This window comes from Aeromonas australiensis, from assembly GCF_000819725.1.
GTDB classification, from domain to species: Bacteria; Pseudomonadota; Gammaproteobacteria; order Enterobacterales; family Aeromonadaceae; genus Aeromonas; species Aeromonas australiensis.
This window is the reverse complement of record NZ_CDDH01000051.1, coordinates 112,873-137,972: the sequence shown is the minus strand read 5'-3', so window position 1 is coordinate 137,972 and position 25,100 is coordinate 112,873. Positions and strand designations below refer to the sequence as shown.

The window sequence follows — 25,100 nt, the reverse complement described above, 5'->3', positions numbered from 1 at the left end:
ATGCCAGCCCCCTCTGAGCAGGGCCTGCCAAGCCTGCGCCGCCGCCTGATCATGGCGCTCGGCGGCGCCGGGGTGGTGCTGCTGATCCTGCTCTCCAGCCTGATGCTGGTGGCCGAGAACAAGATGGAGGAGCTGAGCCTGCGCCACTGGCTGGAAGCCGAAGTGACTCGCTATAGCGATGACTGGCTACGGCTCGGCCCGGCTGCCGCCGCCCCGAGTCCCAGACAGTTCTCCAGCTACTGGACCGAGGCGGGCCGCCTGCCGACATGGTTGAAGCCCTACCAAACCCCCGGCTTTTTCGAGCACCAGCTGGGCAAGGAGGACAAACACTTTCTGGTGGCCCGCCACCCCTCCGGCGAGGGGCTGCTCTATCTGGTCTTCAACGACGACGCCGACGACTACCTCGACCCCTATGAGGACAAGCTGCATCTGGCCACCCGGCTGATTGGGGTGACCCTACTGCTCACCTGCCTCGGCTTCGGCATCTGGCTGGTGCGCCATATAACAGCGCCGCTGCAACGGCTGCAACAACGGGTCGCCCACCTCACCCCGGATCAGGCGGATTTCGAGCCCGACGCCCCCTGGCAGGAGCTGCGGGATATCGAGCTGGCACTGCTGGCCGGCAAGCGGGAGGTGGCGGCCGTATTCGCCCGCGAGCAGGAGTTCAGCCGCTTCGCCAGCCACGAGCTGCGCACCCCCAACATGGTGATCCAGGGCTCGGCGGCCCTGCTCGGCAAGGTGACGGATCTGCCCCCTCCTGCTGCTCGCGCCGTCACTCGCATCCGCGCCGCCGCCGACGAGATGGCGCTGCTCACCGAGACCTTCCTGCTGCTGGGCCGCAAGGAGGCGGTGGAGCGACCGCTGCAACAGGTCACCCCACTGATCCGCCGGGAGCTGGCCCGCCTCGCCCCGCTGCTGCAACGGGAAACGCTCGATATCCGGCTTAATCTGGACGAGAGCAGCGCAGTAAACGCCCCCCTCTCCCTGCTCGCCATCGCCCTCGGCAACCTGCTGAAAAATGCCCTGAGCTATGCCGAGGGGCATATCGACATAGAGCTGTGCGGCCCTGTGCTCACCATCAGCAACCCGACGGCGGCTGCGCCGGATCAGATCCTCGGCTACGGCTGCGGCCTTACCATCATTCAGCGCATCTGCGAGAAGCTGGGCTGGCAGATCGACACCTGGCTGGAGCATGGCGTATTCAGCGCCAGGCTGGTGATGATCGCCAGCGAGCCCACGAAGGCATAACACCCTCATCCCCCGGCCCTTCCCCCCGGCTATTCCCGAGTTGCAGGAACAGACTCTGGGCGGTCGGGGCAAGGTGTTCCTCCTACACAGCAGGCTGCCCAGGCTGGGGTTTGCTACTGCTGCCAAGCAGCTGGCTGCCCAGCTTGAGGGCGGCGAGCGCACCATATCGTCGGCGAAACCGTGGTCTTTGCCATCAGCGTGGGCAAACAGCTGGAAGAGCTCTCCATCGGCGAGTTCCAGCGCTTCAGCCCGGTGATCGAGTTCGACGTCTACCCCAATCTGGAATTGGAAGCGACCCGTTGTACCTGAAAAAACCGGAGCGGATTGAAGCGTTGCTGATGGTGATGACCTGTAGCCTGATGATTTACGCCGCGTTGGAGCATCGTATCCGGCAAGGATTAGTGGAGCAAAACCGCAGCGTGGCGGATATGAAAAAGAAGCCGACCCAGCAGCCGACGGCCCGTTGGATCTTTTTGCGCTTTGGTGGCATCCATGAATATCGACTGGGAGACGCTCCGCCACAAGTAACGGAGCTAACAGGAGACCAGCAGATCATGTTGGAGGTATTGGGTGAGCGCTATCGGCAAATATATTCCTAAATCAGGTGCGGAATGTCGGTTAAAAGGGCGCTACCCCAAACATTATTGGCCCGATGAACCGCTGATCGCCGAGTCCACCGCACGGGCCAAACCGCGCCAGTGATCGGCGGTTTCAGGGGGCTGAGCCAACCACTTCGGTAATGGCCTGATTGATCCTGTCTAGGCTAGCTTTGGTAACCTGCTTGCTGCACCAAAGGTAGCGATAGCCACCATCTGGGCTGTCGCTGAAATGGATGTATTTGAATTCGAGGGGGTCTAATCTGGATTCCAAGATCAAGCTCTGGGCCTCTTCTTCGGCGATCAAGAAATAGTCGGCGCGGTCGACAGAGAGCATACGCAGCATATTGATATTTTCCGTCGTGGTTGTTAAACGGTTGGGTTCGAGTCTGTGAATCAACCCGTCGATATATTCGCCGTAGGAATAACCGTCCTTGACCAGCAGGCGCAGGTCACGGTTCTGCAGCACCTGTTCGAGGGTGCTTCCGCTGTCGATATTGGGATTGCTGAATAATGCCAAGCCGATGGTAGGCTTGTCCCTATACAGTGGGAGGGAAAAGTTGCCGATTAGTTCGCGTTGAGGGTTTTTAAACCAGCCGACCATGCAGTCTTGACCCACATTTCTTTCCAGAATCTGAATCTGTCGGTTGCTGGGCATCTTTGTCCATTTGAACGCAATGCCGGCTTTTTGCAGTGCCTGGGCGGCTGGAGTGGCGGTCAGGCCCGCTACCTCGCCATTTTCCAATGTCTGCAAATAGGGCGGACGCTCGTTGTAGTACAGGGTGATGAACTCATTTTTCTCGGTGGCAAGTGTGGCTGAGAGCAGCGTCAACGAGAAAAAGAAGCTTCCTGTCAAAAATCTATATTGATTTACCATGTTGCCTAAGCTCCGGCAGGCCTACCTTTCATATCTTATAGGTCATGTAAGATGTATCACCAACTCATGTGCAGAGATTGTAAATTTTTCTGTGTAACTGGCGGCTCTCAACCTCACCACGCCCTCTAGCCGTAAAGACCGGATATAGACCGGGACGGCTTATGACACGGTAACTCACAGCCAGAAATGCAAAGAGGCTCCGCAGAGCCCCTTTTTGTATCCTTGTCTGAACCCGACTCAGCCCAGCAGCATATAAAGCTGGTGAGCGGCTACACCGGCGCACAGGCCGCCGATAGTGTGGGCAACGATGGCGCGGGAGGTGAGGTGGCGATAGCCGAGAGCATCGAGCATGGCGGTATGAGTGCTCAAAAAGCCGCTCCAGCACATCCCCATGGCGGTAAACACAGCCACCTCGTTACCGGTGATCCACCCCTTGGCAATAAAGGGGGGCACCAGCGACATGGCGGCACCGACCGCACCGAGGGAGGTGGCGGGGAAGGCAACCAGCTCCGGCTGCTGGAAGCCAAACAGCAGGTCAAACAGCCAGCCAGCCTTGGCAGCCAGCACCGGCAGCAGGGCTACCCCCTGAAACGCTTCGCCGGTATAGCCTTTCTCTCCCGGGCCAAAGGTCAGCAGCATCACGAAGGTACTGATGATCAGCACCCCGGGGATCACCGCCATCCCCAGCTCCACGCCGGATTTGCCGCCATCGAGCAGAGAGTTGAGGATCCGCAGCCAGCCAGGGGCCGCTTCTTTGGTCATCCCGACCTTGGGGCCAGCGGATGATGCCATTTCATCCACCTGCTCTTCCCCTACCAGAGGGCGGATCATTCGCTGCATCAGTCGGGTAGAGACCACCGAGCCCACCAGCGCGCCGAGCAGCCCGATCAGCGCCGCGCTGGCAGTAGATTCACCGCTCGGCAGTTGCAGAGTGGCCATAAAGGTGACCACGATCAGCCCCATGCCAAAGGCGGTGCCGAAGTTGGTGAGCGACACCAGTTGCCAGGGGGTGAAGCCTTTGCGAAAGCGGCTGTCCTTGGCGAGGCTGATCACCGCCGGGTTGTCGGAGAAGAAGGTCATCAGGGCCGCCAGCGCACTGCGACCGGGCAGGCGAAATACCGGCTTCATCAGGGGGGCCAGCAGCACCTCCAGCAGGCGGATCACCCCGAACTCGCTCAGCAACTTGCTCAGAGCACCGGAGAGCACTGTGATCCCCATGATAAAGAGCACGGTATTGAGCAGCAGCTGGTGGGCGGTATTGAACAGGGTGTTGACCATGGCCGAGAGGCCCATCTGGCTGCCGAGGTAACCGAACAGGCAGCCAAGAATAAGCAGCACCAGCACGGGCTCCAGCCAATCCCGAATGGCGGCAAGTCGCCCCTTTGACTCTATAACTACATGATTTTCCATATCTATCCTGCGGTTCATCTGTACGTGTGTGGTTGTTTTTATGGTTCTAAACGGGCTTGGCCCAATAGAAAAAAGCCCTTGTCTTGCGACAAGGGCTTTTTGAATTGGCTCCTCCTACTGGACTTGAACCAGTGACATACGGATTAACAGTCCGCCGTTCTACCGACTGAACTAAGGAGGAATTGTACTTCGGAGACCAGATATCGCTATCTTATCAACCTTAATTGGTGCCCAGAGACGGAATCGAACCGCCGACACGGGGATTTTCAATCCCCTGCTCTACCGACTGAGCTATCTGGGCAAATGGTGCCGGCTACCGGAATCGAACTGGTGACCTACTGATTACAAGTCAGTTGCTCTACCTACTGAGCTAAGCCGGCACACTTTAAACCATTGTGCATGAACAAATTTTTATTTCATGGCACCAAAATTGGTGCCCAGAGACGGAATCGAACCGCCGACACGGGGATTTTCAATCCCCTGCTCTACCGACTGAGCTATCTGGGCGTGGGCGCTATTAAACGGATTTTAAGGCAGATGGTCAACGGGAAATTTCACTTTTTGTCTCGTTCGTCTCTTTTTTGCGCAACATCGTCCATTTCTGCTACTTCCTCGGCACAGGCAGTGCGTTTTCGCCCCCAAACTCTGGGTTCCTCCCCCTTGAGCAGGCGGGAGATGTTCTCGTGATGGCGGATCAGAATGAGGCAGGAGAGCAGGGAGACAGGCAGGGTGTATTCGGGTTTGAGCAGGTAGGTAAAGAGCGGCGTCAACAAAACGGTAATGATGGAGGCCAGCGAGGAGTAGCCGCTCACCAGCAGCACCAGCAGCCAGGTGCCAATCACGGCGCCCCCCATGGTGAAACCGATGGGCATCATGGTCCCCAGTGCCGTGGCGACCCCCTTGCCACCACGAAAATGAAAGAAGATGGGGTACATATGACCGAGGCAGGCGGCGACCCCGATAAAACCGAGATAGACGGGTTTGATCTGCAGATACCAGGCAAGATAGACGGGCACAGTGCCCTTGAGCACATCGAGCAGCAGTACCACCAGCGCTGCCATCCGGCCACCGAGTCGCAGCACATTGGTTGCCCCCGGATTGTGGGAGCCATGATCCCGCGGGTCGGGCAGACCGGTGCAGCGGGAGACCAGCACAGCACTGGATAGTGAACCACCCAGGTAGGCCAGAATAATCATCAAAATCGTCAGGGCCGTCATCTTGGTCGTTTTTACCACGATATGAATGGGGTATGATGCGGGCCACAACGCTGGCATGGGCCCATGCCCACCCAGAGCGCCTCGGCAAGCCTGTTGCCCGGCCAGCATCCCTGCGCTGTCATCACAGCCCATCCAGAGTAAAGAAGAAGTACAGTCATGGACAAGGTGTTTATTCGCGGACTCGAAGTTTTGACCACCATAGGTGTATATGAGTGGGAGAAGGGCATTCGCCAAAAGCTCCGTTTTGACCTCGAGATGGGGTTCGACAACCGCCCCGCGGCAGCAACCGACGACATCAATCTGGCACTGGATTATGCCGACCTCTCCAACAAGATTTGCGAGCATGTCACCGGCAAGGTGGTCGAGCTGGTCGAGACCATGGCCGAGCAGGTCGCCATGCTGGTGCTCGCCGACGAGCGGGTACAGTGGGTCAAGGTGACCCTCACCAAGCCGGGCGCCGTGCCCAATGCCGCCGGGGTCGGTGTCGAGATCCTGCGCCATCGCACCCCGGCCGCGAGCAGCAACTGATGACCCGCATCTATATCAGCCTCGGCTCCAACATCGAGCGGGAGCACCATATCCGCGCCGGGCTCGATGCCCTGCACGCCGAATTTGGCGAGCTGCGGGTCTCCCGGGTATTCGAGAGTGCAGCGGTCGGCTTCAACGGCCGCCCCTTCTACAACCTGGTGGCGGCTGCCGAAACCGATCTGCCGCTGACCACCGTCTGCCAGCGACTACGGGCCATGGAGTTCGCCCACGGCCGCGAGCCGGATGCCAAGAAGTTCGCCCCGCGTACCCTGGATCTCGATCTGCTGCTCTATGGCGATCTGGTCTGCGACACCCCGCTGGTGCTGCCGCGCGGTGAAGTGCTCACCAATGCCTTCGTGCTCTGGCCGCTGGCCGAACTGGCCCCCAATCTGCGCCACCCCGTCGATGGCCGCTCCATGGGCGAGCTGTGGCAAGCCTATGACAAGGCTTCCCAGCAGCTGTGCCCCATTCCCTTTCACTGGGAAGCGTGCGAATTGCAGCATCACTGATCCGCAAAGGGCGCCTCACGGCGCCCTTGTTGTTTTCACGGACAGAGTTGCTTATCACGGATAAGAAAGTGTCATTGGGCCTGACCCTGCGAGGGTGGCAGGATAGCGCCCACTACAGGAGAACCCCATGCCACTCGATACCATTCACCATTTCAACTGCCAACTGCTGGCCGAACTGCCCCACCAGCGCTATGAGCACGAGCCCATCCTCGATTACGCCACCGACGAGAGGGTCAAGGCCCGCCTCGGCTGGCAGGCGGAGTTCAGCAAGACCCTGTTTCTCAAGTTCAAGGATGGCCGCTTCGCCCTGCTGCTGACCCACAGGGACGGGCGGCTCGACAACAAGGCGGTCAAGGCCGCGCTCGGTGCCAAGCCCTCCATCTGCACCGCCGAGGAGATGCAGGCGGCGATCGGCTGCCTGCCGGGGGCTGTCTGCCCCTTCCTGCCCCGCGCCGATATTCCGCTACTGGTGGATCCGCAACTGCTCAACCACACCGCCTTCACCTGGACTCCGGGCCACCCGGAGCAGACCTTTCTGCTGGCGACCGAACATCTGGCCGAGGTGCTGGCGCAGCTTCCCTGCCAGGTCAGCTATCTGCCCTCGCCGACGGCGTAGCCCCATCGCGCGCCAGCTGGGCGAAGATCAGCGCCGCCAGCATGGAGAGCAGCCCGACACAGAGATAGGTCAGATGGAACCCGGCCAGCCACTGGCCGTTGGCTGCTGAGGTGCCCGCCGAGAAGAGCCCGAGCAAGCTGGCGGCAATCGCCACCCCCAAACTCATGGAGAGCTGCATCACCACCGAGAGCAGACCGTTGCCACTGCTGGCCAGGGTCGGGCTGAGATCTTGCAGCGTGAGCGTGTTCATGGCGGAGAACTGCAGCGAGTTGATGGCGCCGAAGATCGCCAGCCAGCCCAGCAAGACTCCGTAGGGGAGCTGGTTGTCGATAAAGTAGAAGCTGGCGATCATCGCCCCCAGCAGCAGGGTGTTGCCGATCAGAATGCGGCGATAGCCCACCTTCGGAATAAGCTTGTTCACCAGCGTCTTGGTCAGCATGGCGCCAATCACGGTAGGGATCATGGTCATCCCCGCCTTGCTCGGGGAGAAACCGAGCCCCAACTGCAGAAACAGCGGAGTGAGGAAGGGCATGGCGCCGCTGCCGAGGCGGGCAAACAGGTTGCCCCAGATGCCGATGGCGAAGGTGGCGGTCTTGAACAGCTTCAGGCTAAAGAGCGGCTGCTGCGCATTGGCGGCATAGAGCCAGTAGCTCGCCATCGCCGCCAAGCCGAAGATCAGTGCAAACAGCGCCCAACCGGTGGAGATGCTGTGCTCCCCCAGCCCCTGCAAGCCGACCGACACCAGCACCATACCGACGCTGAACATCACAAACCCCTGCCAGTCGAACCGGGCGGTCTGCTGTCGCAGCTCCGGCATAAAGTGCCAGCTGGCAATAAAGCCGAGCAGCCCCACCGGCAGGTTGATGAGAAATACCCAGTGCCAGCTCGCCACTTCCACCAGCCAGCCACCGAGCGCCGGCCCCATCAGCGGGCCGAGCAGCCCAGGGATGGTGACAAACGACATCACCCGCAGCAGCTCGTGCTTGTCATAGACCCGCAGCACCGCCAATCGCCCCACCGGCATCAGCAGGGCGCCGCCAATCCCCTGAAGCACCCGAGCGGCCACCAGCATGGGGAGGGAATAAGAGGCGGCGCAGGCGAGCGAGCCAAAAGTAAAAAGCATAATTGCGACCAGATAGATGCGACGGGTGCCGAACCTGTCTGCCAGCCAGCCGGAAGCCGGGATCAGCAGCGCCACCGTCAGCATGTAGGCGATGATCACCGACTGCATCTGCAGCGGGCTCTCTCCCAAGTTTTCGGCCATGCTGGGCAGGGCTGTATTGAGGATGGTGCCATCCAGCGCCTGCATAAAGAAACCGACCGCCGCCAGCAGGGGCAGCCACTTGCGCTGGGCATCTGTCACTGTGCAGCTCATTCCACCTCCATTATTTTTGCGAAGGAGCGGCGGCGGCCAGGAAGAGATCGACACAGCTCAGGACCCAGGCATCCTGCTCGGCAACGCTCTGGGTCAACGGCAGACCCAGCTCACGGAGCATCCGCTCCTTGCCCTGCCACATCAGCAGCAGTTGCAAGGCGGCCTGTTCACTCTCTTGATGGCACAACAGACCTTGCTGCTTCTGCTGCTCCAGCCAGTTGGCCAGCATCTTGGTCACATAGAGCGGACCGGCTTCGAAGAAGAGGGTGGCCAGCTGGCTGTCGTTGCAGCTGATGCAGGTGCGAAAGATATTGATGGCGTCATCGCTCAGGATCAACTTGCGAAAGCTGCGACCAAAGGCAATCAGACTCTCCCGCACATTGTTGCCACGCAGCAACACCTCCGGCATCAGCTCGCTGCTGACGCACTTGCTACCCACCGCCTCGGCAAAGAGGGACTCCTTGTTGGCAAAATGGCTGTAGACCGTCTGCTTGGAGACGCCCGCCTCACTGGCCACCATATCCATGCTGACCAGATGCAGACCGTGCTGACAGAAGAGCCGCCCGGCGGCATCGAGGATCGCTGCCCGCTTCTGCAGACTACGGGGTGAGATGTTCATTCTTCCTCCAAAATCAAACTGGACAGTCTAGTTCCACAAAACTAGACTCACCGGTGTGATTTGATGTTATGTCAACCAAAGGATGATGTCATGACACTTTGTCTGCTCCTGCTGGCCCTGTTACTGAGTGGTTGCAGCCCGGTCACAGAGTCAGAAGAAACACCCGCCCTGACCCGGGTGATCGCCCAGCCGCTGCAAGTCAGCGATCACTACCCGGTGCTGCACCGTTTCAATGGCCGGGTGATCGCCCCAGAACACAGCCAGATAGGATTCGAGCTGGCCGGACGGATCGCCACCCTGCACAAGGGGCGCGGAGAACCGGTCGCGGCCGGCGAACTGCTGGCCACCCTGGACACCAGCCTGCTGGCAGTGGAAGCCAAAGAGCTGGCCGCCCGGGCCGCCCAGAACGAGGCCGAGCTGGCCCTTGCCCGGCAGACACTTGAACGGCTCACGGCCTTGCGCCAGCAGCAGTTCAGCTCCCGTCAGGCGCTGGATGAACAGCAGAGCAAAGTCCGCATGCTGGAGGCAAGCGCCAACCAGCTGGCCGCCGCCCGCGAAGCGAACCGGGTCAAACAGGAGAAGTCACAGCTGCGCGCGCCCTTCAACGGAATCGTGGTCAGCCGCGAGCAGGCATTGGGGGCCGTGGTGGCCGCAGGCCAGCCTCTCTTCTCCCTGACTCGCAGCGGTCAGTGGGAGGCCGATATCGGCGTGCCGGTACAACAGACCGAGACCCTGATCGTCGGCCAACGCTACCCCCTGCAAAGCGGTACGCAATCACTGGAGGGGCGCTTGCTTAATCTGGGGGTGCAAGTGGACGGGCAGACCCACACCCGCACCGCCCGCTTCCAGCTGACCCGGGGCGGCGAACAATTGGCAGAGGGGCAACTGATCACCCTGCTGCATCAGACCCGCGAGCCTACCCGCGCCTACGAGGTGCCGCTCACCGCGCTGACCCAGGGATTGCGCGGCAGCTGGACCCTCTATCTGCTCAACGACGAAACGCCTCCCCGGCTGGTCAGTCGTGATGTCACCCTGCTGCAGCAAGATGGCGAGCGAGCCTGGATCAGTGGGGCCCTGAACGGACAAGAACAGCTGGTGAGCGATGGTCTGCATAAGCTGGTGCCGGGCCAACAGGTCACAGTAACAACCAGCGTGGAGCATCAGGCTGTGCATCCGGAGCCACAGTCATGATCCGCCCCTTTATCGAGAATGGTCGCCTGCTGCTGTTGACGGTCGCACTGCTGCTGACCGCCGCCCTTGCGGCATTGCAGACCCTGCCCAGAACCGAAGATCCCCAGCTCACCAGCCGTTTTGCCAGCGTGGTTACCCACTTCCCCGGGGCCAGCGCCGAGCGGGTGGAGGCGCTGGTGAGCGAGCCCATCGAGAACCGGCTGCGGGCCCAGAGCGAGATCAAGCTGATCGAGTCGAGCTCTCGCCCCGGTCTCTCCATCATCAATCTGGAGCTCAAGGATGAGGTCAGCGATGTCGAGCCGGTCTGGTCCAGAGTCCGTGATCGGCTGGCAGATCTGGCCGCCGGACTGCCAGCCGGCGCCAGTGCCCCCAAGCTGGATGACGAGAAGGGCTACCCCTTCACCCGGCTGGTCAATGTGGTCTGGCGCGGGCCGGGCCAGCCGCAGCTGGATCGCCTCGCCCGCTACAGCGCCGAGCTGGAACGCCGGGCTCGCCAGCTGCCGGGCACCGAATACGTCGAGCGGGTCGGGGCACCGCAGGAGGAGATCGAGGTGCGATTCGATCCCCTCGCCCTCAGTGCCAGCGGCATGAGTGGCGAACAGCTTGCCCAGGCGCTGAGTGGTGCCGATGCCAAAGTGGCCGCCGGGGAGTTGCAGGGCAGCCACAATCGCTTTCAGGTGGAGATCCGCGGCGCCCTCGATACCCTGGAGCGGATCCGCCAGATCCCGCTGCGTACCGGCGAGCAGGGCCAGACCCTGCGCCTTGGCGATCTGGCCGAGGTACGGCGTACCCTGCACCAGCCGGAGAGCCAGCTGGCCTTTGCCAATGGTGAACGGGCCGTGGTGGTGGGTCTGCGCATGGCACAGGATCACCGCATCGACCTCTGGTCGGCACGGGTCGATACCATGCTGGCCCAGCTGCAACAGGAGCTGCCGGATAATATCGGCCTCGTCACCAGCTTCGATCAGCAGCGTTATACCGACCAGCGACTCGACACCCTGCTAATCAACATCATGCAGGGCTTCCTCATCATTGTGGCCGTGCTGCTGGTGATGCTGGGGGTCAAGGCCGCCATGATCGTGGCCCTGTCGCTGCCGCTTACCGTGGCGTTCTCCTTCGCCTGCATGAATCTGATCAACCTGCCCATCCACCAGATGTCGGTCACCGGACTGGTAGTGGCGCTCGGGATCATGGTGGACAACGCCATCGTGATGGCGGATCGGGTGCAGTATCAGCGCCGCCACGGCATGACCATCAGCGAAGCCGCGCTGGAAGCCATCGGCCACCTCTGGCTGCCACTGCTGGGTTCCACCCTCACCACCATGCTCGCTTTTATGCCCATTATTCTGATGCCGGGCCCGGCGGGCGAGTTTGTCGGCGGCATCGCCTGGGCTGTGATCTGCTCGCTGCTGGGATCCTACCTTATCGCTCATACGTTGGTCGCGGCAGTGACGGCTCGCTGGATTGGCAACGATCAGGGAGGACGTTGGTATCAGGATGGCCTGCACCTGCCCCGGGTGAGCGCCCGTTTCCAGCAGAGCATCGCCATGGCGCTGGCTCACCCCTGGCGCACTCTGCTGCTGGTCACTCTGCTGCCCCTGCTCGGTTTCTGGGCGGCGGGCCGCCTCACCGAGCAGTTCTTTCCCCCTGCCGACCGGGACATGATCCAGATCGAGGCCAGCCTCTCCCCACAGGCGAGCCTGACGCGCACCCGTGAGCTGGCTCAGGGGATCGCCCGCGAGCTGGCCAGCCTGCCCGAACTGATTCGTCAGGATTGGGTGGTGGGTGACAACGCCCCCAGCTTCTACTACAACCTGGTGCCCAGACAGCAGGGGCGGGCCGATTACGCCCAGGGGATGATCACCCTGCAGGATGCCGATGCCGCCGAGCGGCTCATTCCACAACTGCAGCAGCGGCTCGATGCAAGATTTCCCGAAGCGCAGATCCTGGTGCGCAAGCTGGAACAGGGGCCACCGTTCAATGCCCCGGTCGAGCTGCGGCTGTTTGGCCCCGACCTTGAACAGCTGCACCGTCTGGGAGAGGAGCTTCGCAGTCTGCTCGCCAATACCCCGGCCGTGGTGCAGACCCGCGCCACCTTGCAGGCCGGGGCTCCCAAACTCTGGTTGCAGGTCGATGAGGAGGCCGCCCGACTGGCAGGCATGAGCCTGACCGATGTTGCCTCCCGGCTGGCGGGCGCACTGGATGGCAGGTTGGGCGGCACTGTGCTGGAAGGCACCGAGTCAATCCCGGTTCGGGTGCGACTGGCCGAGCCCTTGCGTCAGGATCCGGATGCGCTGCTCAATGTGCCGCTATCGCTCACCGGCACCGGCCAGCAAGGGGCTGCCAATCTCACCTTGCGGGCACTGGCCACTCCCGAGCTGCTGCCAAGTTGGGGGGAGATCAGCCGTCGGGATGGTGAGCGGGTCAATGTGCTGGAGGCCTATCTGGCGGTCGGTGTGCTGCCGCAAACCGTGCTGGAGCAGGTTAAAGAGAGGCTGGCCGCCAAGGCGCTGGCGTTGCCGCCGGGCTATCGACTGGAGTTTGGCGGGGAAGCCGCCAAGCGGGATGAATCGGTGGGCAATCTGATGGCTCATGTCAGCCTGATCGCCGTGCTGCTGGTGGCCGTGCTGGTGCTCAGCTTCAACTCGTTCCGGCTGGCAGGCATCGTCACCCTGGTGGCAATCCAGTCGGCGGGACTCGGGCTGCTGTGGGTCTGGCTACTGGGGTATCCCTTCGGGTTCACGGTGATCATCGCCCTGCTGGGACTGATGGGGCTGGCCATCAACGCAGCCATCGTCATTCTGGCCGAGCTGAAGGCTGACCCGCTGGCACAACAGGGCAATCTGTCGCAGATCCGCGATCTGGTGGCCGGTTGTAGCCGCCACATCGTCTCGACCACCATCACCACGGTGGGCGGCTTCATCCCGCTATTGCTGGGGGGCGGCGGCTTCTGGCCCCCCTTTGCCATCGCCATCGCCGGTGGCACAGCGCTGGCGACCCTGCTCTCGTTCTACTTTGTGCCGGTGGCGTTTGTGCTGTTCAACCGTCGCCGTCCTGACCCGGTGCAGGAGAGCAACGTGCAAGATCAGTTGTCGGGCTGACCCAGCATGGCTTTGAGCCGCTCTTCCAGAGTGGGCTCGGGGGCCTTGAGGGTCGCCATAAAGAGCTGCTCGATACCGGCCTTGTCCTGACTTTTCACGATAAACACCAGTCGGGACTGGGCCTTGCCCTCCGGCCAGTCACCCAGCGCCTGCAGCGGATAGAGCTGGCCGTGGACGCCGTGGATCACCACCGGCTGGCTCTCTCCTTCCAGCTGCAAGATCCCCTTGAGGCGCAGCAGGGCATCGCCATATTGGGCCTGCACCGCATCGATGGCGGCCAGCAGGCGGGAGGGCTTGAGCGGCTCGCCGATACGCAAAGAGAAACTTTCGATGTTGCCGTGCTCGAAGTGGGTGGGCGCAGCTGTGCCCACCTTGGCGGCGAACGGCTTCATCTTCGGTTGCATCGGTGACGCCAGCCCCTGCTTGGGGGATTCGGTGCGCAGCCAGGCCAGCAGCTGGCGCACATCGCGCCCCGCCTCTTCGTTGTAGGCGCCGAGCTTCTCCAGCACCGCTGGCGACAGTTCGCCATTGGTCACCTGCTGGATCGGTGCCGCCGGGTTGAGTGCCGCCAGCTGGGCTTCGACCCGCGCCAGTTGTTCGCCATCCACCAGATCCCCCTTGCTCACCACCAGCAGATCCGCCAGCGCCACCTGTTTCACCGCCTCATACTGGGCAGCCAGCTGCTGCTCGATATGGCCGGCATCCACCACTGTGACGGTGCCATCGAAGCGGTAGCGCTGGGCGATAAAGCCCTCTTCGCGCAGGGTAAAGAGCACGGGGGCCGGATCTGCCAGACCTGTGGTCTCGATAATCAGCCGCTTGAACGGTTTGATCTTGCGCTGGATGGCCTTCATAAAGAGCCCCAGCAGCGCCTCCACCAAGGAGCCCTGCACCGAGCAGCAGATGCAGCCGGAGTCGAGCAGCATCACCTGCTCATCCACCTGTTGCACCAGATGGTGATCCAGCCCCACCGAGCCGAACTCGTTGATAAGCACCGCGCACTCGCCAAGCTCCGGCTGCTTGACCCAGTGGTTGAGCAGCGTTGTCTTGCCGCTGCCGAGAAAGCCAGTCAGCAGGGTCACGGGAATTCGAGTGTCTTGCATATCAGTCATGTCAGATCCTTACCGGTTGGCAAACAGGTCGCTGAGCCAGCGGTTTTCAAAACGGCCGTGGGGGTCGAGCTCGGCTTTTAACGCCACGAAGTCGTTCCAGCGTGGCAGCAGGGCCGGGAAGTCGTAGAGATCCATCGCCAGATGCTTGCCGAAGTGGGGAATGCCGCCAAGGGGCGCCAGCAGTTGTTGCAGCTCGCGCATCTGCTCCATGGAGCCGTTGACGAAGGTGCCGTCCGCCGCCAGATAGACCAGAAAACCGATCCAGCAGACCGACTGGCCATACGCGGCACTGAGCCAGGCCTCGGAGGGGCCGGTGCAGCGCAGGATAAAGGGGTAGTGCAGCACGCCCGGGTTGGCCTGCTGCCAGGCCTGCAGGGTCTCCAGTGCCTCGTTCATCCGATTGAGCGGCACCGCCACCTCGCAGTTGATCTGGGGTGCCGGGATCCCCTTGCAGAGGATCTGGTAGACGTTGCCCACCAGATCGGAGGCATCCTTGAAGCGGCGCACCGTCTCGAAGTGCTCACCCGCCAGCGCTTCATCCTTGGTGTCTTTCGCCATCTTCTGCAGGGTGGCGTCGATAGTGGCATTAAGAGCAGCGTTCATGCGGGCATCGATATCGCCATCCAGCAGCAAAGGCTCGCTGCCGCCAGCGCGGTAGCGGGCCACCTCCTCATCAGAGGCGGGATCCACCAGCCAGATGTGGCTCTCGCCGGTCCAGGCAAACCACCAGCTCTTCACAAAGCCGTGCTCACGGTTGAGCCGCTCATTGTGCTCCAACAGGAAGGGGTAATCGGTGGTGAACTTGGTGCAGCGCATGATGCGGTTGGGCACGGTGCGCAGGCGCACGTCGAGCAGGATGCCGAGCATCCCCATCCCCATCACGAAGGCGCCGAAACGCGAGTCGGTGCGATCCACCCGGATGATGTCGCCATTGGCCAGCATCACCGTCATCGCCTCCACTGCATCGCACAGGGCAGACTGGTGCAGCCCCTGGCCGTGGGTGCCGGTGCTGAGGGCGCCGCCCAGGGTCTGGATGCCGATTACACCGGGGGATGCGGGCAGCATCCGCTCCATGGCGATCAGCTCGGCATAGACGGTATCGAGGGGCGTCCCCGCCTGATAGGTGACGGTATCTTCGGTCTGCGCCAGCTGACCGCGCAGGTGGTGCAACTCCACCAGCAGCGCCTGACTGCCCTCGGCATAGACGCTGTGAATGGGTTCAAAAGAGAGGCCGGAGCCGATAAGGCGCAGCTTGCGCTCGGGGTGTTCCCGCAACAGCGCTTGCAGCTCGTCGCGGCTTTTCGGGCGCCACACCTGATCCAGCGCCCCCAGGGGATTGGTTCTCGACCAGTTGAACAGCACCTCCCGATTACCGATCGCCTTGATGCTGTGAAATGCCTGGAACTGAACCGTCATACCGCGCCTCATCTTTTACTGACGTGAAAATGAGCGCCGATTCTACCGAAAAGCGAGCCACAAGGCATGAAAAACAAGCCCCTGCACTCGAGGGGGGATAGGGAGAGAGCACTCCCCTACCCTTCCTGAGGGGAGCTTGACCACCCGTCTGTCACCAATAGATCAGGTGGCGTTCGGGATGCCTCGCACCCCAGCTGGCTGGCGGGTTTGTGCCTCTTCCGGCAGCAGCTCCTCGCAGAACTGGCGCAGCGGCATGGGGCGGGCAAACAGGTATCCCTGCAGATAGTCGACCCCTTTGGCCCTGAGGTAGTCAGCCTGGCGCTCGCTCTCCACCCCTTCCGCCACCAGCGCCAGACCGAGCCGGGTCGCCAGATCGATCACGTTATCCACGATATGTTCCGAGAGCGACTCGGTACCGATGCGGGCGATAAAGGATTTGTCGATCTTGAGGTAATCCACATGAAACTGCTGCAGGTAAGCCAGGCTGGAGTGGCCGGTGCCAAAATCGTCGATGGCGAGTTTGACCCCCATCTCATCCAGCTGGCGGAACAGGGAGAGGGTCCGGGGATCGGACATCAACAGCTCCCGCTCGGTCAGCTCCAGCACCAGTACCACCTTGCCGGGGACAAAGTGACCGAGAAAGGCGCGACACTCGGCCAGCAGGGCAAAATCGTGGCAATGAGCGGCGCTGATGTTGAAGCTGATATGAAACCCATCGGGCAACTGCGCCTGAGAGCGGTTCAGCCTTGCTGCCACCTGCTTCATGATATGGGTGGTCATGGGAACGATCAGCCCCGACGCCTCCGCTTGCGGGATAAAGAGATCGGGCCGGATCACCCCTTCATTGGCATGCTCCCAGCGCATCAGCACCTCGGCGCCCATCATCTTGCCGTCGTGGCTGGCAATCAGCGGCTGCAGATAGGGAACAAACTCCCTGGCCCGCAGGGCACGTCGCAATTCATCTGTTGGCGAGCCGGGACGCCCCAGTACCCACCACACCAGCCAGGCCAGCAAAAGCGAGGAAACCGCCAACCACGACAGCGCCACATGCCGTGCGGCCCGCAGTGACTGCCAGTGGACCGGCATGGCATAACCGGCATGGATGGTGAAAGGATAATGGGATGAGGTGAGAGAAAAGCTGAGCCGGCGTTCAAGGGAAGGGGCTTCGCTCAGATAGCGGCCAGACTCATTGAGCCAGGCCGACCCCACCTGCAGATAGAGCGCACTGGATTTTCCGCTCATGGCGAGCATGAAGCTGAGCTGGCTACTGTCGATGGCACTCAAGGCGGCATCCTTGCCCTGCTCGGTGCGCACCACCAGCAGCGGGTGATTTTGCCGCACCCGGTTGCCACTCATCAGCAGCAGCTTGCGGCCAGTGTAAGTGGAACCGTCATCGGCATCATTAGCCTCACCAAACAGCGAGGTGCAATAGATGATGCCATTGCGAACCAGATTGACCGAACGCAGGAAAGGTTCGATAGCGATCTTCTTGCGCAGCACCAGCAGGTTGTCGCGACAGGGAGCATTCACCAGAGGCAGCACGGAGCGATTGGCCTGCTCCGCATGATCCAGCATTGACTCCATCAAGGCTCTGGCCTTGTGGGCCGAGGCGCTGGATTCCGCTTTCAGCTCCTGCACATAATTGCTGTGGATGAGCCAAGCTCCCACCAGCAGCGGCAGGGTAAAGACCAGCAAGGCAGCGCCAAAGCGTAACCCGGTTCGGGAGAGATCAGTCCTGCACAGAAACATAAAGAACCACGCCGCAATTCGTCAGACCAAGCCAACGCTAGCCCCGGTGAACAGAAAGCCACCCGCCCTCGGTAACGATGGACATCATTACCACTCATAACCGAACAACATAACGCAAAGGGTTTATAAAACGAACCACCAGACAGGTGGTTGGATCTCTTCAGCAAGGATCGAGCAAACTCTCTTCAAGAAAGAGGACAAATAACACACAAATAAATAATGCCGCGAAAATACGCGGCATTATTGGCTTCTTATCGCGCAAATCGCGCAAGGACTCAGTTAGATGGCTTGCTGCAGGATCACCCCATCGGCCTTCTTGGTGTAGGAGGCGATCTCGTTGAAGTTGAGGTAGCGATAGGTGTCTGCCGCGGTGGCATCGAGTGTCTTGGCGTATTGCAGATACTCGGCCACGGTCGGAATCTTGCCGAGGATGGCGGCAACCGCAGCCAGCTCCGCAGAGGCCAGATAGACGTTGGCACCTTTACCCAGACGGTTCGGGAAGTTACGGGTGGAGGTAGAGACCACCGAGGCCCCTTCCGCTACCCGCGCCTGGTTGCCCATACAGAGGGAGCAGCCCGGGATCTCGATGCGGGCACCGACGCGACCAAAGATGCCGTAGTAGCCCTCTTCGGTCAGCTGATCCTTGTCCATCTTGGTGGGCGGTGCGATCCACATGCGGGTCGGCAGCTCGCCCTGGTACTTATCAAGCAGTTTGCCGGCAGCGCGGAAGTGGCCGATGTTAGTCATGCAGGAACCGATGAACACCTCGTCGATCTTGTCGCCAGCCACATCGCTCAGCAGACGGGCATCGTCAGGATCGTTCGGCGCACAGAGGATTGGCTCCTTGATGGTGGCCAGATCGATCTCGATGATTTCGGCGTACTCGGCATCCTTGTCCGCTTCCATCAGGGTCGGGTTGGCCAGCCACTCTTCCATCCCCTTGATGCGACGGGTGATGGTGCGCACGTCGCCGTAGCCTTCGGAGAGCATCCATTTCAGCATCACGATGTTGGACTTCAGATACTCGATGATCGGCTCTTTATCCAGCTTGATGGTGCAACCGGCAGCGGAGCGCTCGGCGCTGGCATCTGCCAGCTCGAAGGCTTGCTCCACCTTCAAGGTCGGCAGACCTTCGATCTCGAGGATGCGGCCGGAGAAGATGTTCTTCTTGCCCGCTTTCTCGACGGTCAGCAGCCCTTTCTGGATGGCGGCGTAGGGAATAGCATGAACCAGATCACGCAGGGTGATGCCCGGTTGCAATTCGCCCTTGAAGCGCACCAGCACGGACTCCGGCATATCCAGCGGCATCACGCCGGTGGCGGCGGCGAAGGCCACCAGACCGGAGCCCGCCGGGAAGGAGATACCGATGGGGAAACGGGTGTGGGAGTCACCACCGGTACCCACGGTATCCGGCAGCAGCATGCGGTTCAGCCAGGAGTGGATGACGCCATCCCCCGGACGCAAGCTCACACCGCCGCGGTTCATGATGAAGTCCGGCAGGGTGTGGTGGGTCTGTACGTCGATGGGCTTGGGATAAGCTGCGGTGTGGCAGAAGGACTGCATGGTCAGATCGGCGGAGAAGCCGAGGCAGGCCAGGTCTTTCAGCTCGTCGCGGGTCATCGGGCCCGTGGTGTCCTGGGAGCCGACCGTGGTCATCTTGGGCTCGCAGTAAGTGCCCGGGCGAATGCCCTTCACGCCGCACGCCTTGCCCACCATCTTCTGGGCCAGGGTGAAGCCTTTACCGGTATCGGCCACCGGCTGCGGGCGACGGAATACGGTGGAGAACGGCAGACCCAGCGCTTCGCGGGCCTTGTCAGTGAGGCCGCGACCGATGATCAGCGGAATACGGCCACCGGCGCGCACTTCGTCGATCAGCACGTCGGTTTTCAGTTCAAACTGCGCCAGCACCTGTTCGGTGCCGTGTTTGCAGATCTTGCCGGCATAGGGGTAGATGTCGATCACATCGCCCATTTCCAGCTTGGAGACGTCCACTTCGATAGGCAGTGCGCCGGCATCTTCCATGGTGTTGAAGAAGATCGGGGCAATCTTGCCACCCAGACAGACACCGCCAGCGCGCTTGTTCGGCACGAACGGAATGTCGTCACCCATGAACCAGAGCACCGAGTTGGTGGCGGATTTACGGGAAGAACCGGTACCGACCACGTCACCCACATAAGCCAGCGGGAAGCCTTTCTCTTTCAGGGCATCGATGGTCTTGATGGGGCCGACGGCGCCATCCTTGTCCGGAGTAATGCCGGGACGGGCGTTTTTCAGCATCGCCAACGCGTGCAGCGGAATGTCCGGGCGGGACCAGGCGTCCGGTGCCGGCGAGAGGTCGTCGGTGTTGGTTTCGCCAGTCACCTTGAACACGGTGACGGTGATCTTCTCGGCCAACTCCGGGCGGGAGAGGAACCACTCGGCATCAGCCCAGGATTGCATCACCTGTTTGGCGTGGGCATTGCCCGCCTTGGCCTTCTCTTCCACGTCGTGGAAAGAGTCGAACATCAGCAGGGTGTGGGAGAGCCCCTTGGCGGCCAGCGGCGCCAGGGTGGCGTGATCCAGCAGGTCGATCAGCGGCTGAATGTTGTAACCACCCTGCATGGTGCCCAGCAGCTCGACAGCTTCGGCGGCAGTCAGGATGGGAGAGTGGGCTTCGCCCTTGGCGACGGCGGTGAGGAAGCCGGCTTTGACATAGGCCGCTTCATCAACACCGGGGGGAATACGGGAGGACAACAGCTCTTTCAGAAAGTCTTCTTCGCCAGCGGGCGGGTTCTTGAGCAGTTCAACCAGGGCGGCGACCTGCTCTGCATCCAGAGGTTTGGCGACCACGCCCTCGGCAGCACGTTCTGCGACGTGTTTACGGTATGTTTCAAGCACGACTAATTCCTCTTTGGTCTTTTTTTGGGGTTCGCCCAAGCTCGCGGCGATCGTCCTTGCGGGACACCCCGTAGGGTGCTCCCCACTATATAAGTTTTAACGACTAATTAAAATCCAAACCCTGTTTACTTATTCACCACAAAATCATAACCAATTAAACATGCTGGTATTTTTTGATAATTAATTGAACGTCATCAATCAGAGTTAACAAATTGGCATCATTTCGGCATTATTCGAACGTACTACCCAATTGCAGATAGAAGACGTCATTACCCCCCTCCGCCATGCCGTAACCAAGGAACACAGGTCCAAGAAAACTCTCCACCCCGACATAAACCGAGCCGGCGGTAAACGAACTCTCCAGACTGATATCTCCCCCCTTGTTCCAGACCCCGCCCTGCTCCAGAGATCCACCCAGATAGAGCGGCATCTTGAGAGCCCCGAAGTCGTTGTCCGCCACCCGGTAGATATAACGCAGACCGCCAAACAGGCTGTAGCGACCACTCAACTGGTAGCGCTGGAAACCGGAGAGACGGAACAAGCCACCCAGATCCTGAATATGCAGCGGCACCACCTCTTCACTGGCAGAGCCCCCCCCCTCCAGGATCAGGTTGAGACTGTGCCTCTCCCACGACCAGGGTTTGATCATGGAGAAGTGATAGTTCAACCCTTCACTGCGTGAGTGCTCGACCTTATCGCTATCCAGATTGACGTGGGAATAGCCCAGTTTCACATCCCATCGCTCCCCCTGATAGGGAAAATAGAGGCTATCCAGATTGTCGTGCTCGAAGCGGACATAGGGTCCCCATGCATTGGCATCCACCTCGAGATCCTTGATGTTTTTAACATCGATGCTGCCCGTCTGCCCCTCTAGCCCCATCGACAAGCGGCTCCATGGCTGGTGGTTCCAACCTAGCGCCAGGTCGGCACTAAAGAAGGCATAATCGGAATCGAGATAGCTGAGGGAGGCCACCTCCTGCTCCAGATTGGGGAAGTAGAGACGGCGCAATGTCTGGTTATAAGCCAGGCTAGCCTCGCCATAGAAGGTCTGGGAGGGTTCGAGCGGAGTATAGAAGTCAGTCTTGATATGCTTGGCCGTGCCCAATGACGCCTCGGTCAGCCACTCGGCCCCCCACTCGTTGACGTTGGTGAGGGTATAGGACATGCCGACGTTGTAGTTCGAGGTGTTCTCGAAGTCATCGGTGAAACCAAACTGGAAGTTGAGATAACCCGGCCCCCAGCTCTTCTCGTTGGCATCCACCACCAACACGTTTTCACCATCCCGCTCTTCCACCTCATAGGTAATGCGGTCAAACGATTCAAGGGCATAGAGGCGACGAATGCCAGCCTCCAGACTCTCGTTGGTCTGGATCTTGTCGGGCCGGACTTTGAGCATGGCGTGCACCGTCTCGTCGGAGAGGCGCGACTTGTTGATGATCTCCACCTTGTCGATGAAATAAGCGGGCTGGCCGCTGCGCTCGGCACGACGGCTCAGCTTCTGGTTGCGATAGGCGTTATATTGCCCCTTGGTGAGTGACAGCTTATCGAGTTGCAGCGATGCCTTGTTCGCTGCCTGCTCGCCCAGCTTGATCCCCTCGGGCATCCGAGCAAAGTCGGCAATGCCCATATCGCCAAACTCGGGGGTGATCAGCACGTCTTCGGGCCCCATCAGCGCCTTCTGCTTGTCTGTACCCACCTGAGTCATATAGGTGGTGAGCTGGTCGATCATCGCCAACCCTGACTTGAGGGATTCCCGGGTGCGCAGCTTGGCGCTTATATCTACCGCAATCACCACATCGGCTCCCATCGCCTTGGCGACATCCACCGGCATATTGTTGACGCTGCCGCCGTCCGCCAGGATATGGCCCTCCCACTCCACCGGCTTGAGCGCACCTGGGATGGACATGGAGGCCTGCATCGCCTTGGCGAGGCTGCCGTGATCCAGCACGAAGGGGGTGACTGTCTCCATATCGGTAGCCATGGCGCGGTAGGGAATGGGCAGGTCATCGAAACTCGCCTGCACCGGCAGGTTGGAGGTCGCCCCCCGCAGCAAGCTGGCCATCGACTGCCCCTGGAAGAAGCCGTCCGGCAGCTGGGTAGTGTCACCATTCACCCCGATATCGGTGCGCAGCTGGTACTGCTCATTCTGCTGCTTCTTGCGCAGGGAGAGCTCGTCGCGGCCCACCTTGTCCTGATACCCCTTGTTCCAGTCGATGGCCAAAGTGGTGCGCTCCACCTCCTCGGCACTGAACCCCATGGCATACATCCCCGCCACATAGGATCCCATGCTGGTGCCGACTATGATGTCGACCGGGATCCGTTTCTGCTCCAGCACCTTGAGGATGCCGATATGGGCAGAACCCTTGGCGCCGCCGCCGCTGAGCACCACCGCAATTTTCGGGCGCTCCCCCTGTGCCGCCACAGCAAACAGCGGACAGGCCGCCAGCATCACCAAAAGCAGACGGGTCCATCCCGCACCTAAGCTGCGCATCATATTTTCCATATTATTCAGAGGGTCAGTCACCAAAGATGGCCTCTACTATAAGGGGCCGGCCAATGAGCGCAACCGCTAACGGCCAGGGCCACCCCAGCATCTTCGCGGCCCCCTCGATATCCTGTGATCGCAAACGCAATCTGAAAATTTATGGCACAGCGAATTCATGAGTCTCACGGTACGGCCGCTAATATACATCCGACCCATCATCAACCTTTTGAGCACCTTTATGCTGGCAACCCTCACCCTTAAACAGAAAATCCTGGCGACGGTCACCCTGGCCGTGGTTGTCTCCTGCCTGTTGGTGGCTTTCTTCAGCCAACGGTCGGCCCAGCAACTGATCGAAACCCGGATGTTCGAGCAGGAGCTACCCAACCTGACCCAGCGGATCAGCAAGGAGATCGAACAGGATCTCCACGGTATCGCCCAGGCCGCTCGCCAACTGGCCACCGACCGCTTTATCCTCGACTGGGTGGATCGGGGCATGCCCAAAGAGCAGGAGCCACTCCTCATCAACCAGCTCAAGGATGTGGCCAACCAGTATGGGCTGGTGACCGCCTCCTTCGCCGATCGCCAGAGTGCCGCCTACTACAACCAGGATGGCTTTCTGCGCAACCTGACCCCCACGCAGGACGCCTGGTTCTATGACTACACCAAGAGCCAAAAGGAGATGACCTTAAGCATCTTTCGCGAGAGCAACGGCGAGGTGAAGCTGTTCGTCAACTTCCAGCAGCTCAACGGGCGCGGGCTGGCCGGCTTTGCCAAATCCCTCGACACCATGGTGACCATGGTCGCCAACTTCCGGCTGGAAGAGAGCGGCATCGTCTTTATGGTCGATGGCAGCGGCAAGGTGAAGCTGCATCCGGAGGCTAACCGTATCGAGCGTGACACCCTTGGCAACATTGCCAGCGGTGATACCGGCAGCCTGCTGGCCAAACGCCCCTTTGCCGTCATCAACGCCGAGGTGAACGGTGAGCCCATGGTACTGGCCAGCAGCTATATCCCGCTGCTCGACTGGTATCTGGTGGCCCAGGTGCCAGAAGCCGAAATCTATGCAGGGCTGGATCAGACCCGCAACGAGATCCTGATGATCTCGCTGGTGATTGCGCTGGCCATGGGGCTGATGGGGATGCTGCTGGCTGGCTCGGTCAGCCGTCCGCTCAACGAGCTGGCCCGCCTGTTCAAGGCACTGGGTAGCGGTGATGGGGATCTCACCCAGCGTCTCAAAGTAGAGGGTCGTGATGAGCTGAGTCAGGTCGCCACCGGCTTCAACAACTTCGTCGCCAAGATCCACGGCTCCATCGAGCAGGTGGCAGAGAACTCCCGCCAACTCGCCGCCACCGCCAACGAGGTGGCCAACAAGGCCCAGCTGACCCAGCACAACTGTACTGCCCAGCGTGACCGCACCGTGCAGGTGGCCACCGCCATCCACCAGATGGGAGCCACGGTGAGCGAGATCGCCGGTAACGCCTCGCTGGCAGCCGAAGTAGCCAGACAGGCCAACGATCAGGCCGATGCGGGTGCAGTAGTGGTGGCGCAGGCACGCCACGGTATCGTCGGCCTCTCCGGCGAGATTGAGCAGGTGGCTGGGGTTATCGAATCGCTGGCGAGCCAGACCGACTCCATCGGCAGCATCCTCGAAACCATCCGCAGCATTTCGGAGCAGACCAACCTGCTGGCACTGAACGCCGCTATCGAGGCCGCTCGCGCCGGTGAACAGGGTCGCGGTTTCGCCGTGGTGGCAGATGAGGTGCGCAATCTGGCCAACCGCTCCGCCGCCTCGACCGCCGAGATCCAGGGGATGATCAACCGCTTGCAAGAGCAGAGTGCCCGCGCCGTCAGCGCCATGGCGCAGGGGCGTAACCAGAGTCTGGAGGTAGTGAGCCAGGCCGATGAGGCCAACGTTGCCCTTGGCCAGATCACCGCCCACATCACCCAGATCAACGACATGAACATCCAGGTGGCCACCGCCACCGAAGAGCAATCCAGCGTGGTGGGAGAACTTAACCGCAACGTGGAGGATATCAACCAGCTCACCATGGAGACCGCCGATATTGCGCACCAGCTGACTGATGCCAGCCGCAGCCTGCAGCAGCTCTCCGGCGAGCTCGACAAGCTGGTTGGCAACTTCCGGCTCTGACCCCGACCTTGGCCTTGGCCTTGAC

17 protein-coding genes, 4 tRNA genes and 2 pseudogenes are annotated in these 25,100 nt (G+C 60.9%); 9 read left to right on the top strand and 14 right to left on the bottom strand.

Annotation, left to right across the window (positions count from 1 at the left end; genetic code table 11):
- The 3 genes and pseudogenes from BN1117_RS08215 to BN1117_RS08205 form a co-directional block, all read left to right on the top strand.
- Positions 1-1,248 (top strand): sensor histidine kinase, encoded by a 1,248-nt coding sequence (locus tag BN1117_RS08215; RefSeq protein ID WP_156129922.1) that lies wholly within the window; start codon positions 1-3, stop codon positions 1,246-1,248.
- Between the two features lie 150 nt (positions 1,249-1,398).
- A pseudogene (locus BN1117_RS08210) lies at positions 1,399-1,545 on the top strand (argininosuccinate lyase); the annotation flags it as partial.
- Positions 1,546-1,547: 2 nt separating this feature from the next.
- Positions 1,548-1,847: pseudogene (locus tag BN1117_RS08205) on the top strand (IS1634 family transposase); the annotation flags it as partial.
- Positions 1,848-1,959: 112 nt separating this feature from the next.
- Here the strand turns inward: BN1117_RS08205 and BN1117_RS08200 are convergent.
- The 7 genes from BN1117_RS08200 to plsY all read right to left on the bottom strand — a co-directional run bounded on the left by BN1117_RS08200 (position 1,960) and on the right by plsY (position 5,348).
- Positions 1,960-2,721 carry a substrate-binding periplasmic protein gene (locus tag BN1117_RS08200; RefSeq protein WP_082032567.1) on the bottom strand — a complete coding sequence of 254 codons (762 nt, stop codon included), beginning with the start codon at positions 2,719-2,721 and terminating at the stop codon, positions 1,960-1,962.
- A gap of 237 nt (positions 2,722-2,958) precedes the next feature.
- Positions 2,959-4,131 (bottom strand): CD0519/CD1768 family membrane protein, encoded by a 1,173-nt coding sequence (locus BN1117_RS08195; protein WP_040096400.1) that lies wholly within the window; start codon positions 4,129-4,131, stop codon positions 2,959-2,961.
- A 105-nt stretch (positions 4,132-4,236) separates the two neighbouring features.
- Positions 4,237-4,312 (bottom strand) — tRNA-Asn (locus BN1117_RS08190).
- Between the two features lie 44 nt (positions 4,313-4,356).
- A tRNA-Phe gene (locus tag BN1117_RS08185) sits at positions 4,357-4,432 on the bottom strand.
- Positions 4,433-4,435: 3 nt separating this feature from the next.
- A tRNA-Thr gene (locus BN1117_RS08180) sits at positions 4,436-4,511 on the bottom strand.
- A 51-nt stretch (positions 4,512-4,562) separates the two neighbouring features.
- A tRNA-Phe gene (locus BN1117_RS08175) sits at positions 4,563-4,638 on the bottom strand.
- 47 nt (positions 4,639-4,685) lie between these two features.
- Positions 4,686-5,348 (bottom strand): glycerol-3-phosphate 1-O-acyltransferase PlsY, encoded by a 663-nt coding sequence (gene plsY, locus BN1117_RS08170; protein WP_040096399.1) that lies wholly within the window; start codon positions 5,346-5,348, stop codon positions 4,686-4,688.
- 156 nt (positions 5,349-5,504) lie between these two features.
- On the opposite strand from plsY, the gene folB reads away from it, so the two are divergent.
- From folB to BN1117_RS08155, 3 genes are all read left to right on the top strand, one after another.
- Positions 5,505-5,876, top strand: coding sequence for a dihydroneopterin aldolase (gene folB / locus BN1117_RS08165; protein ID WP_005356584.1), 372 nt, complete (start codon positions 5,505-5,507; stop codon positions 5,874-5,876).
- Positions 5,876-6,385, top strand: a complete 510-nt coding sequence (gene folK, locus BN1117_RS08160; protein ID WP_040096397.1) for a 2-amino-4-hydroxy-6-hydroxymethyldihydropteridine diphosphokinase — start codon at positions 5,876-5,878, stop codon at positions 6,383-6,385. The genes folB and folK overlap by 1 nt, the downstream gene beginning before the upstream one ends.
- Positions 6,386-6,512: 127 nt before the next feature.
- The gene (locus BN1117_RS08155; protein ID WP_040096395.1) at positions 6,513-7,001 is read left to right on the top strand and encodes a YbaK/EbsC family protein; all 489 of its coding nucleotides are present in this window, start codon (positions 6,513-6,515) and stop codon (positions 6,999-7,001) included.
- Here the strand turns inward: BN1117_RS08155 and mdtD are convergent.
- Entirely contained in the window at positions 6,973-8,376 is a 1,404-nt protein-coding gene (gene mdtD, locus BN1117_RS08150; protein ID WP_040096393.1) for a multidrug transporter subunit MdtD, read from the bottom strand. The genes BN1117_RS08155 and mdtD overlap by 29 nt on opposite strands.
- 10 nt (positions 8,377-8,386) lie before the next feature.
- Positions 8,387-8,995 carry a TetR/AcrR family transcriptional regulator gene (locus BN1117_RS08145; protein ID WP_040096391.1) on the bottom strand — a complete coding sequence of 203 codons (609 nt, stop codon included), beginning with the start codon at positions 8,993-8,995 and terminating at the stop codon, positions 8,387-8,389.
- 90 nt (positions 8,996-9,085) lie between these two features.
- Here BN1117_RS08145 and BN1117_RS08140 point away from each other — a divergent pair, with 90 nt between their 5' ends.
- Complete coding sequence (locus tag BN1117_RS08140; protein WP_040096390.1) at positions 9,086-10,186, top strand: efflux RND transporter periplasmic adaptor subunit; 1,101 nt, start codon at positions 9,086-9,088, stop codon at positions 10,184-10,186.
- Positions 10,183-13,287 (top strand): efflux RND transporter permease subunit, encoded by a 3,105-nt coding sequence (locus BN1117_RS08135; RefSeq protein WP_040096388.1) that lies wholly within the window; start codon positions 10,183-10,185, stop codon positions 13,285-13,287. The genes BN1117_RS08140 and BN1117_RS08135 overlap by 4 nt, the downstream gene beginning before the upstream one ends.
- On the opposite strand, the gene BN1117_RS08130 is transcribed toward BN1117_RS08135, so the two are convergent.
- From BN1117_RS08130 to BN1117_RS08110, 5 genes are all read right to left on the bottom strand, one after another.
- The gene (locus BN1117_RS08130) at positions 13,272-14,399 is read right to left on the bottom strand and encodes a CobW family GTP-binding protein (RefSeq protein WP_040096387.1); all 1,128 of its coding nucleotides are present in this window, start codon (positions 14,397-14,399) and stop codon (positions 13,272-13,274) included. The two genes, BN1117_RS08135 and BN1117_RS08130, sit on opposite strands and share 16 nt — an antisense overlap.
- A gap of 9 nt (positions 14,400-14,408) precedes the next feature.
- Positions 14,409-15,815 (bottom strand): D-arabinono-1,4-lactone oxidase, encoded by a 1,407-nt coding sequence (locus BN1117_RS08125; RefSeq protein WP_040096385.1) that lies wholly within the window; start codon positions 15,813-15,815, stop codon positions 14,409-14,411.
- 162 nt (positions 15,816-15,977) lie between these two features.
- Positions 15,978-17,564 (bottom strand): EAL domain-containing protein, encoded by a 1,587-nt coding sequence (locus tag BN1117_RS08120; RefSeq protein WP_040096383.1) that lies wholly within the window; start codon positions 17,562-17,564, stop codon positions 15,978-15,980.
- A 279-nt stretch (positions 17,565-17,843) separates the two neighbouring features.
- Complete coding sequence (gene acnB, locus BN1117_RS08115) at positions 17,844-20,441, bottom strand: bifunctional aconitate hydratase 2/2-methylisocitrate dehydratase (RefSeq protein ID WP_040096381.1); 2,598 nt, start codon at positions 20,439-20,441, stop codon at positions 17,844-17,846.
- 229 nt (positions 20,442-20,670) lie between these two features.
- The gene (locus tag BN1117_RS08110; RefSeq protein WP_040096379.1) at positions 20,671-22,932 is read right to left on the bottom strand and encodes a patatin-like phospholipase family protein; all 2,262 of its coding nucleotides are present in this window, start codon (positions 22,930-22,932) and stop codon (positions 20,671-20,673) included.
- Between the two features lie 232 nt (positions 22,933-23,164).
- On the opposite strand from BN1117_RS08110, the gene BN1117_RS08105 reads away from it, so the two are divergent.
- Entirely contained in the window at positions 23,165-25,075 is a 1,911-nt protein-coding gene (locus BN1117_RS08105; protein WP_040096377.1) for a methyl-accepting chemotaxis protein, read from the top strand.
- Positions 25,076-25,100: the final 25 nt, after the last annotated feature.